Source organism: uncultured Roseobacter sp. (genome assembly GCF_947492555.1).
GTDB lineage: Bacteria > Pseudomonadota > Alphaproteobacteria > Rhodobacterales > Rhodobacteraceae > Roseobacter.
This window is the reverse complement of record NZ_CANLNE010000001.1, coordinates 1,227,073-1,236,025: the sequence shown is the minus strand read 5'-3', so window position 1 is coordinate 1,236,025 and position 8,953 is coordinate 1,227,073. Positions and strand designations below refer to the sequence as shown.

General features: G+C 58.5%; 12 protein-coding genes. 9 read left to right on the top strand and 3 right to left on the bottom strand.

The genetic code is table 11. From position 1 onward, the window contains the following. Positions 1 to 141 precede the first annotated feature (141 nt). The 9 genes from Q1A07_RS06025 (at position 142) to Q1A07_RS05985 (ending at position 7,338) form a co-directional block, all read left to right on the top strand. On the top strand, positions 142 to 840 hold the full coding sequence (locus tag Q1A07_RS06025; protein WP_299778698.1) for a hypothetical protein: 699 nt from the start codon (positions 142 to 144) through the stop codon (positions 838 to 840). Positions 841 to 913: 73 nt separating this feature from the next. Continuing rightward, complete coding sequence (locus Q1A07_RS06020; RefSeq protein ID WP_299778696.1) at positions 914 to 2,233, top strand: sulfatase-like hydrolase/transferase; 1,320 nt, start codon at positions 914 to 916, stop codon at positions 2,231 to 2,233. 40 nt (positions 2,234 to 2,273) lie between these two features. Further along, positions 2,274 to 3,167, top strand: a complete 894-nt coding sequence (locus Q1A07_RS06015; RefSeq protein WP_299778694.1) for a glycosyltransferase family 2 protein — start codon at positions 2,274 to 2,276, stop codon at positions 3,165 to 3,167. Between the two features lie 151 nt (positions 3,168 to 3,318). After that, positions 3,319 to 3,705 (top strand): transcriptional repressor, encoded by a 387-nt coding sequence (locus Q1A07_RS06010; protein ID WP_299778692.1) that lies wholly within the window; start codon positions 3,319 to 3,321, stop codon positions 3,703 to 3,705. A gap of 33 nt (positions 3,706 to 3,738) precedes the next feature. Next, positions 3,739 to 4,371: a DUF2796 domain-containing protein gene (locus Q1A07_RS06005; protein ID WP_299778690.1), complete on the top strand. Its 633-nt coding sequence runs from the start codon at positions 3,739 to 3,741 to the stop codon at positions 4,369 to 4,371. Between the two features lies 1 nt (position 4,372). Continuing rightward, positions 4,373 to 5,068: an ABC transporter ATP-binding protein gene (locus tag Q1A07_RS06000; protein ID WP_299778688.1), complete on the top strand. Its 696-nt coding sequence runs from the start codon at positions 4,373 to 4,375 to the stop codon at positions 5,066 to 5,068. Beyond that, positions 5,065 to 6,315, top strand: a complete 1,251-nt coding sequence (locus Q1A07_RS05995) for an ABC transporter permease (RefSeq protein ID WP_299778686.1) — start codon at positions 5,065 to 5,067, stop codon at positions 6,313 to 6,315. Before Q1A07_RS06000 ends, Q1A07_RS05995 begins: the two co-directional genes overlap by 4 nt. Positions 6,316 to 6,334: 19 nt before the next feature. Then, positions 6,335 to 6,835, top strand: coding sequence for a DUF3299 domain-containing protein (locus Q1A07_RS05990; protein ID WP_299778684.1), 501 nt, complete (start codon positions 6,335 to 6,337; stop codon positions 6,833 to 6,835). Beyond that, a complete protein-coding gene (locus Q1A07_RS05985) occupies positions 6,829 to 7,338 on the top strand; it encodes a DUF3299 domain-containing protein (RefSeq protein WP_299778682.1) in 510 nt (169 codons plus the stop codon). The genes Q1A07_RS05990 and Q1A07_RS05985 overlap by 7 nt, the downstream gene beginning before the upstream one ends. Positions 7,339 to 7,354: 16 nt before the next feature. Here the strand turns inward: Q1A07_RS05985 and Q1A07_RS05980 are convergent, their stop codons facing one another. The 3 genes from Q1A07_RS05980 to Q1A07_RS05970 all read right to left on the bottom strand — a co-directional run bounded on the left by Q1A07_RS05980 (position 7,355) and on the right by Q1A07_RS05970 (position 8,913). Beyond that, entirely contained in the window at positions 7,355 to 7,933 is a 579-nt protein-coding gene (locus Q1A07_RS05980; protein WP_299778681.1) for a dihydrofolate reductase family protein, read from the bottom strand. 163 nt (positions 7,934 to 8,096) lie between these two features. Beyond that, positions 8,097 to 8,582 carry an SRPBCC domain-containing protein gene (locus tag Q1A07_RS05975; RefSeq protein WP_299778679.1) on the bottom strand — a complete coding sequence of 162 codons (486 nt, stop codon included), beginning with the start codon at positions 8,580 to 8,582 and terminating at the stop codon, positions 8,097 to 8,099. Then, on the bottom strand, positions 8,575 to 8,913 hold the full coding sequence (locus tag Q1A07_RS05970; RefSeq protein WP_299778677.1) for a metalloregulator ArsR/SmtB family transcription factor: 339 nt from the start codon (positions 8,911 to 8,913) through the stop codon (positions 8,575 to 8,577). The genes Q1A07_RS05975 and Q1A07_RS05970 overlap by 8 nt, the downstream gene beginning before the upstream one ends. Between the last annotated feature and the right edge of the window lie 40 nt (positions 8,914 to 8,953).

Sequence of the window (8,953 nt, the reverse complement as noted above, 5' to 3'; positions counted from 1 at the left end):
ACCGCGTTGAGCGATTTTCTTGAGGGCGCCCTTGTCGCGCGGCGCAGGCCGTATGAAAAGAATTTGTGCACCAGGGCAAGATGAGCCTTGCTGTGCGCGACCGAAGCCAGTTTTGCGCCAACAACCGGAATAGAATGTGCCATGGGCATCAGCATAAATATCGCCACGCAACTCGCCCGGATTGCGCCCCTGCTATCCGAGTGCCGGAATGGTGTCATGCTCGGGCGGCAAAAGATGCACTTTAACCCGCGTGGCTGGACGCCGCGGCTGATCGGAAACCTCGATAGGCTAGGGATCAATGCAACCCCTGAAAATATCTTTCAGCCGGATGGTTTTTGCGAAACCTATCTGGAAACGATTGGCTGGCCAAAATTGGAAAGCCTCGATTTCACGGATGCCGAAGGCGCGGAATACATTCACGATCTGAGCCTGCCCCTCGGGGATGATCTGAAATGTCGGTTCGATCTGGTCTATGACGGTGGCACAACCGAGCATGTCTTCGATATCGCTCAGTCCTTTCGCAATGTGGATCAGCTGCTGGCAGAGAACGGCATCTTCATTTCTTGCGTCGGCTCTGATGGGTGGTTTGGCCATGGCTTCTACCAGATTGGTCCGGATATTCCGTGGCGGTACTGGGTGGCGAGCATGGGGTACAAGATGCTCGGGTGCTGGACTTTTGATCGTGCGGGCAGGGAGCCGCCGAGGGTAATCGAAGACCCCACCAGCCGGTCGAGGGGCGGGGAGCATCGCTATCAGAACCCTCAGTTCATCTTCTACGTGGTTCAAAAGCAGGCGCGCGCGGGAGACTCGCTGCCGGTGGTCCAAAGTCACTATGTTTAGACGGATGATGGAGTAGTCTTGTGGCGGCGCAGTTCGCATACGGCCTTGGGCACTGGTACTGGATTGTCTTACGATGACGCAAACGACGCGGAAAAACATCCTGCTGATCAGCTTTGACGACTGCTTTGCCTATCATCACTATCGCTCGGTCTTTGGTGAGCCACTTCAGGTTCCGAACCTGGACCGGATCGCCGGGGCGGCGACGCAGTTTAAATCCGCATATTGTCAGGCCCCGATATGTGGTCCTTCCCGTGCCAGCCTGATGAGCGCACGTACCCCCCATCAACTGGGCCTTTTCAACAACGACATCGATGTGTTTCAAAAGGTGGGCCCAAAGGACATCTGGTCCTACAAACTGAAGGAAAACGGATATTTCTGCTCGTCGGGCGGGAAAGTGCACCACGGGTATGGCCCGCTGCCGAAACCTATCCATGACGTGCTGTACTCCGATGAGCGCAAACGTTTTGGCAGTGATTTTTCCTTGCCACCTGACGTCGCCAAACGACGCTACCAAGGAATCCGTGGCGGATGGTCAACAACCGACCCAAAAGACGACGACATCTACTACGATGCCAAATCCGCCAATGCCGCCATTGAGTTTCTGCACTCCTTTGAAGGTGACGAACCCTTTTACCGGGAAGTCGGTTTCTTTAGCCCGCACGGCCCTCGTTTTACGCCCGCCCGTTTCAAGGACATGTACGATGTCAACAATTTTGACCAGCCGGAGGCTTGGCGCGATGGGTTTGATGATCACGCCTATACGGATGAAAACTGGCCGCAGACGCCCGCCCTGGTGTCGGGAGACGAAGACTGGTGGCGATACAACGTGCGCAATTACTTTTCCGGCCTCAGTCACGGAGACTACCATCTTGGTCGGGTCTGGGATGCGCTTCAGGCCTCCAGATTTGCGGAAAACACGGTCGTCGTCATTCTGACAGACCACGGCTTTCTTCTCGGCGCGCGCAACCGATTCTACAAAAGCACCATTTGGGAGCAATCCGCCGGTATTCCGCTGATCATTTACGACCCGGATAGCGACGGGCCAAGGGTTGTCGACGATCCGGTCGCATTGCTCGATGTGGGGCCAACCGTTCTGGATTACGCCGGTGTCGCGCCGCTGACAAACACGGTTGGACGATCGTTGCGCGAACAGGTGCTGGGGGCGGCCGGTCCAGACCGCGCAATTCCCACGTTTCGGTATGACAATGTGTCGATCCGGAAGAACAACTACAGGTTCGCGCGGTACATGGACGGCAGCACACAACTCTTCGATCTGACGGATGATATCTGGAACCTGAAGGATCTCGGGCCGGAGCATCCGGCGTTTCCAGAAATGCAGGACGCGTGGATTTCATGTACGGCGGAGTATGGGATGGAATATGAACTGGAATAGGCCGCTGATCGGCCAGTGCGGCAAAGCCTGAGGGATCGGTATGGACAGCTCGAAACGTCCGCTGGGTGTCGTTGGGATGGTCTTTGGAGACTATGCCATGTTGAAACGGTGGTACGACTACTACGGAGCGCAGGTTGGGGTCGAAAACCTTTTCCTTTTCAGTCACGGGAACGATCCCCGGCATCATGAAATAGCCAAGGGCGCAAATGTCATCGGGGTTCCGCGTGACGCGGAAATTGTGAAGTTCGATGCGCGTAGGTGGCGAATGATGAGCCATTTCGCCAGCGGCTACCTGAACTACTATAATTGGATGCTGGTCACTGACATCGACGAGATGGTGGTCGTGGACCCGGATGTGGCGCCCTCCCTCGTCCGCTATCTCGATCAGAAGTACCCGGATATCTCCGCGGCTCCGACCAGTATCAGCCCGCTCGGGCTGAACATCGTGCACGTGCCCGAGGAAGAAAAACTACCCATTCTGGGCGATGAAACGATTTTGTCACGGCGGCGCTATTTTTATCCCAGCAGAGTGTACAGCAAACCGATTCTGGTGCGCGCACCAGTTTTCTTTGGTCCGGGCGGGCATCGCAACAACCTTGGACTGCGTACGTTGTCCGATGATCTCTATCTGGTGCATCTCAAGTTTTGCGACATGACCGATATCATCGCCAGAACGCAGCAGCAGAATGGCCTGATGGATGACGCAGCCCCGCAGGACCCTGATAACATCGATACCATCCGCCGGAACAAAACGCTTGCCTCCTACCAGTCCCTGCGCGACGAATTTGCCCTTGCGGACGAAGATATCCGACTGCCCGAGTTCCGCGCGAACATGTTGCGGCAACGCGAGAAATACACCGACAGTTACATCTGGGGTAAGGCCCGAACAACGAAGCTCTACCAGATGCCCAGCCGGTTCGCTGGGTTGGTTTAACGTCGAATATCTGCATGCCTTGGCCCATCAGGAGGGCGGTTCATCAGGGGCGTTTCGGGCGTGTCTGCGGTGATCAGCCGATCGCAGAATTTGCCCGTTGCGTCTTGTTACTTTATAAAATAACAAAATTGGAAACACCGGAGAGGTTCTGATGAGAAAGCGGGCAACGGCGCGGCAGGATGACGTTCTCACCGTCTTGCGCGGTTGTGAAAAGCCAATGACGGCCTACCAGATCCTTGAAACGTTGCAGGCGGATGAACCGGACATCGCGCCGCCGACAGTGTATCGTACCTTGTCGGCGCTGACAGATCAGGGGCGCGCGCACCGCCTTGAATCCATCAAGGCATTTGTGCCCTGTCGCTGCGACCATGTTGAAAGCGTACCGGTGCTTGCGATCTGTGAAGACTGTGGATCGGTCGAAGAGCATGACGGCAGCGACCTCTTGCCAAAACTGACAGTGCTCACCGCATCCAGCGCTTTTCATCCGGAACGGCACATCGTTGAAATTCACGGGCGATGCAGCACCTGTGCCATCTGATCACCTCTCAAACCAGTAACAGCGGAGAATGACATGAAACGGACACTCCTTTTGCTTCTTGCGGTGAATGCCGCCCCCGCTCTGGCGGAAGACACGCGCCAGCTCGACGCCCATGAACACGGGGTCGGCGCTCTGAACATCGCGATTGACGGCACAACCGTTGCGATGGAGTTTCATGCGCCCGGAGCAGATATCGTAGGGTTTGAGTATGCTGCGGAAAGCGAAGCGGATCGTGCCGCCGTTGATGCCGCCGTCGCAACGCTTGCCCGGCCGCTTGATCTTTTTGTTTTGCCCGCCGCGGCAGCCTGTTCGGTGACGCAGGCAAGCGCGGAGCTCGAAAGTGAGCACGCCCACGACGACCATAATGATCACGAACACGCCGCGCATAAGGATCACGACGACCACGCGGAGCATTCCGACCACGAGGAGCACGCGGAGCACTCGGATCATGCTAAACACGCAGAAGAGGCCGGCCACTCGGAGTTCCATGCGGAATACACGCTGACCTGCGCGAATCCGACGGCGCTGACGGAAATCACATTTGCCTATTTCGACACCTTCGAGAACGCTCGCGAAGTGGAGGTGCAGATCGTTGCAGGTTCCGGTGCGCAGGCCTTCGAGGTCGAGCGCGACGCGCCGACACTGGACCTGCGGAGCCTGTTTTGATGTGACGGATGCCATCCTGCATCTTGCGACTGTCGATTTTCGCTGGCGCGGTCGGTCGGGATTTTCCTTGTCCGTGCCGGATTTCGCAATGGATGCGGGCGAAACGGTGCTGCTCTTGGGCGAAAGCGGGTCCGGTAAATCCACGCTCCTGTCGCTGATCTGCGGCACGATGCTGTCGGATACCGGGCGGGTAAACATTGCGGGCCAGGATTTGGCTACGCTGTCGAGCAGCGCGCGCGACAGATTCCGGGCGGAGCAGATTGGTGTGATTTTTCAGCAGTTCAACCTGCTGCCGTTTGGTACTGTGGTCGACAACATCCTGTTGCCACTCCGGTTCGCGCCCGAGCGACGCAAGCGGGCTGGGGATGCGAGGGCCACTGCGGCCACACTCTGCACAGCGCTCGGCTTGCCAGCAGAGATCCTCGCCCACCGCGCCAACACGCTGAGTGTCGGGCAGCAGCAGCGCGTTGCTGTGGCACGGGCGCTGATCGGTCAGCCGCCGCTGATCATCGCGGATGAACCCACATCGGCGCTGGATGCCGACAGCCAGGCGGCATTCCTCGATCTGCTGTTTCAGCAAACTGCCGCGAACGAGGCTTCGCTGCTGATGGTCAGCCATGATCCGCGTCTGGCAGAGCGGTTTGACCGGGTGGTGCGCATGGAAGATATCGCCCGCATTGATCGGGCTGCTGCATGATTCTGCGACTGGCCATCGCCTCGCTCTTCGCGCGGGCTCTGACCGTGGGGATGACGATCCTTGCGATCGCCCTTTCCGTGGCCCTCTTTCTGGGCGTGGAAAAGGTGCGGACCGGCGCCAAGGAAAGTTTTGCCGATACGATCTCCGGCACCGACCTGATCGTCGGGGCCCGGTCCGGATCCGTGCAACTGCTGCTCTACTCGGTGTTCCGCATCGGCAACGCGACGAACAACGTGAGCTGGGAAAGCTATCAGGACATCGCGGCGCGCCCGGATGTAGAGTGGATCGTGCCGATCTCGCTGGGCGACAGTCACCGGCAGTTCCGGGTAATGGGCACGACGCGGGCTTTTTTTGACCACTACAAATACCGTCAGGGCAGATCGCTGGAGACGGCGGATGGCGTCATCATGGATGATCTTTTCGACACGGTCATCGGGGCCGATGTGGCAGCGACCCTTGGCTACAGCGTCGGCGACCCCATCGTGGTTGCGCATGGTCTTGCCTCCTTCTCCGAGCACAAAAATCAGCCTTTCCGCATCTCTGGCATCCTCGCCAAAACCGGCACGCCGGTAGACCGCACGGTGATCGTCAGCGTGGAAGCGATTGAGGCCATTCATGTGGATTGGCGCAGCGGCGCGCAGATCCCCGGTCAGGTCACCCCGGTCGATGTCATCCGGCAGATGGATCTGACGCCCAAGGCCATTACGGCCGCGCTCGTGGGGGTCGAAAGCCCGCTGCAGACCTTTGCTCTGCAACGGGCGATCAACGAATACCGGCAAGAACCGTTGCTGGCTGTGCTGCCCGGTGTGGCGCTGCAGGAGCTATGGGGGATTGTGGGCATTGCCGAGACCGCCTTGCTCGCCGTCTCTGCGATGGTCGTGGTTACGGCGTTGATCGGCATGATGGCGACGATCTTTTCCAGCCTGAACGAACGCCGCCGCGAGATGGCGATTTTCCGGGCGATGGGCGCGCGGCCCACAACGATCCTGGGGTTGCTGGTGCTGGAGGCGATGCTGATGGCGGCCCTTGGCGCGCTTCTTGGTCTTGCGCTGCTCTACGCGGGTCTGAGCGTCGCGCAACCGATGATCGACAGCGCCTTTGGGCTGTGGCTTCCTGTTACCGCGCCGTCGCTGCAGGAGCTGTGGGTGATACTGGTGGTTGTCGGTGCTGGCGCGATTGTGAGCATGGTTCCGGCCCTGCGCGCCTACCGCATGTCGCTGGCAGATGGTATGATGGTGAGATCGTGACGCATGAAGTGAGGTTGAAATGCTGAGCCGCAGGTCTGCCCTTACCCTTTTCTCGGCTTCTGCCCTTGTGCCGACATCGGCGGTTGCCGCCGCACCCAGAGAGGTGATGTGGGATGATCTGATCCCGCCCGGCATCCCCTATTCCGAGATCATCGGGGAGGGGGAGATCGACGAGATCAATGACACGTGGAACCCGATCTACGACGCCAATTCGACAAAGCTGAACGAGACGCTGAATGGCGCCTATGTGCGGATGCCCGGCTACATCATCCCGCTTGATTTCAGTGCCAAGGGTGTGAAGGATTTCATCCTGGTGCCCTATGTCGGGGCTTGTATTCACACGCCGCCGCCGCCCGCCAATCAACTGGTGATGGTCAATGCAGACAGCTATTGGCCGGGGAACCAGCTTTGGGACGCGGTCTGGGTGACGGGCACCATGCACACGCAGCTGCAATCCACTGAGTTGGGGCAGACGGGCTATGCCATCGTGGCCGATGAGATGGAGGCCTATGAATGGTGAGGGGGCTGCTGCAAAGGCGCACGGTTCTCGCGGGTCTCGCAGCCGGTGTCTGCCTGCCGCAGGCTGCGGTGGCTGAGGATTTTGTTGATCTGGACTGGGTCGATCTGTTGCCCGAGAATGAAACGGCCATTCCAACCTTCCTGCGCGGCATTGTGGATCATGACGCAGCACCCCTTGCCAGTCAGCAACCCGCCTCCAGCGGTGTCAGAACCGATTGGAACGGTCAGATCGTGCGTCTGCCGGGGTTCATGGTTCCGATTGAACATCGCGGAACCGGCGTCGTGGCCTTCATCCTGGTGCCTTATGTTGGGGCCTGCGTGCACGTGCCGCCACCGCCTGCCAATCAGTTGGTGTTCGTCACCACGCAGCAGCCCTACGAAAGCGCGGGCCTCTTCGAGGCCATCAATGTGACTGGCATGTTCGGCGTGTCCTCCGTTTCCACACAACTGGCTGAAATCGGCTACGCGCTGTCGGCGGACAGGATCGAGCCGTTTCGGGCATAACCCTACGCGCGGGGCGCTAAGCACGTCTCAGCGTTTGCCCAACTACGCCGTTGCTGAGGGGTTCTGAACTCACAAGCGTCAGCGTCGCCGGTTTTGTCCCTGTTTCAAACAGTCTTTTGCCTGTGCCCACGACGACCGGAAACGTCCATAGTCGAAACTCGTCGATCAGGTCATTTGCCAGCAGCGTCTGGATCAACTGCGCGCTGCCATGCACCTGCAAAAGCGGGCCGTCTTGGCGCTTCAGTTCCTGAATAGCCTCTACGACATTGCCCGTGATCGGATGGGAGTTCTGCCAGGTCAGAGGGTCCAGATGTGACGTCACAACATGCTTTTGCGCCTGGTTCAGCCGGTCCGACTGATCCGATTTGGGCGCATTTGGCCAATGCCCGGCAAAGATGTCATAGGTTTTTCGACCGAACAGGATGTCGTAGGGTGCCGCCATGGCGGTCGCTGCAACGCGCGGCATGGTCTCTTCCCAAAAGGGTGCGGCCCAGCCGCCATGTGCAAAGCCATTGCTAGGGTCTTCCTCAGCCATGCTGGGGGACTGCATGACCCCGTCGAGCGTTACGAAAGTCAAGATTGCAAGATCACGCATGATAGTCTCCTGATTGTTTCTTGTCCGTGAATGCCACGCCGGATCAGACTCGCCCGGACCGAAACGCCGCAGCATCCAGATCGTTGATCGTTTGGACGCCGTGGCCTTGGATTTTCTCAAACGAAACGAATACCCCACAAGAACCGCAAGGCGTGCGCCCTGATCAGCCCGCTGTGCCGATCAAATCCTCAAGCTTGTCGAAGGCCTGGTGCCATCCGCCCGCGCCTGCCGTGCCTTCTTCGACGCCGACATGCACCATGACCATGCGGGTTTTGCCACCGATTTCCGTCAACTCCACAATCACTTCGGTGATGTCAGGAAAGGTGTCAGGCATGCCCATGCTTTGCGGCGGAATGATCGTGCCCTCCGCGTCGCACATGCTTTCCGTGTAGACGAGCCGGTGGGGCGGATCGATTTCCTTGTAGACGCCGGTGAACCACATTGTCATCGACCGCTCGGGGCTCTGCATGGCCATGCAGATTTTCCGCGTGCCGCCGGGGGTCACATTCATTTCTGCGGTCGGAACGGACATGCCTTTAGGACCATACCATTGTTTGAACAGTTCCGGGTCTGTCCACATCCGCCAGACCTGTTCGACCGGGGCGTCAAAGTCCCGTTCAATACGAACCCATTCCTGTTGATCAGTCATTTGGTGTATCCTTCAAGTCATTCAGTAGCTTGCCCATCATGTCAAAACGCCTTTCCCAGATGTGCCTGTATTGATCGGTCCAGCTGGAAACAGCTTCGAGGGGCTTTGTGTCGAGCGTGCAGGGGCGGAACTGGGCATCCCGACCGCGCTTGATCAGGCCCGCTTCTTCCAGCACTTTGATGTGCTTTGAGACTGCTGGCAGAGACATATGGAAGGGTTCAGCCAGGTCGTTGACCGTCGCTTTGCCCTGCACCAGCCGCGCAAGGATCGCGCGCCGCGTCGGGTGGGCCAATGCAGCAAATGCCGCGTCGAGTTGGTCGCTATCGGTCATGGGCCTTTATTTAACTGCTAAGTTAATTAGTCAAGTAGTT

Excerpts from the sequence above, each read along its gene's own strand:
- Q1A07_RS06025 (WP_299778698.1), top strand. The coding sequence starts at position 142 with ATGGGCATCAGCATAAATATCGCCACGCAACTCGCCCGGATTGCGCCC.
- Q1A07_RS06020 (WP_299778696.1), top strand. The coding sequence starts at position 914 with ATGACGCAAACGACGCGGAAAAACATCCTGCTGATCAGCTTTGACGAC.
- Q1A07_RS06015 (WP_299778694.1), top strand. The coding sequence starts at position 2,274 with ATGGACAGCTCGAAACGTCCGCTGGGTGTCGTTGGGATGGTCTTTGGA.
- Q1A07_RS06010 (WP_299778692.1), top strand. The coding sequence starts at position 3,319 with ATGAGAAAGCGGGCAACGGCGCGGCAGGATGACGTTCTCACCGTCTTG.
- Q1A07_RS06005 (WP_299778690.1), top strand. The coding sequence starts at position 3,739 with ATGAAACGGACACTCCTTTTGCTTCTTGCGGTGAATGCCGCCCCCGCT.
- Q1A07_RS05995 (WP_299778686.1), top strand. The coding sequence starts at position 5,065 with ATGATTCTGCGACTGGCCATCGCCTCGCTCTTCGCGCGGGCTCTGACC.
- Q1A07_RS05990 (WP_299778684.1), top strand. The coding sequence starts at position 6,335 with ATGCTGAGCCGCAGGTCTGCCCTTACCCTTTTCTCGGCTTCTGCCCTT.
- Q1A07_RS05985 (WP_299778682.1), top strand. The coding sequence starts at position 6,829 with ATGGTGAGGGGGCTGCTGCAAAGGCGCACGGTTCTCGCGGGTCTCGCA.
- Q1A07_RS05980 (WP_299778681.1), bottom strand. The coding sequence starts at position 7,933 with ATGCGTGATCTTGCAATCTTGACTTTCGTAACGCTCGACGGGGTCATG.
- Q1A07_RS05975 (WP_299778679.1), bottom strand. The coding sequence starts at position 8,582 with ATGACTGATCAACAGGAATGGGTTCGTATTGAACGGGACTTTGACGCC.
- Q1A07_RS05970 (WP_299778677.1), bottom strand. The coding sequence starts at position 8,913 with ATGACCGATAGCGACCAACTCGACGCGGCATTTGCTGCATTGGCCCAC.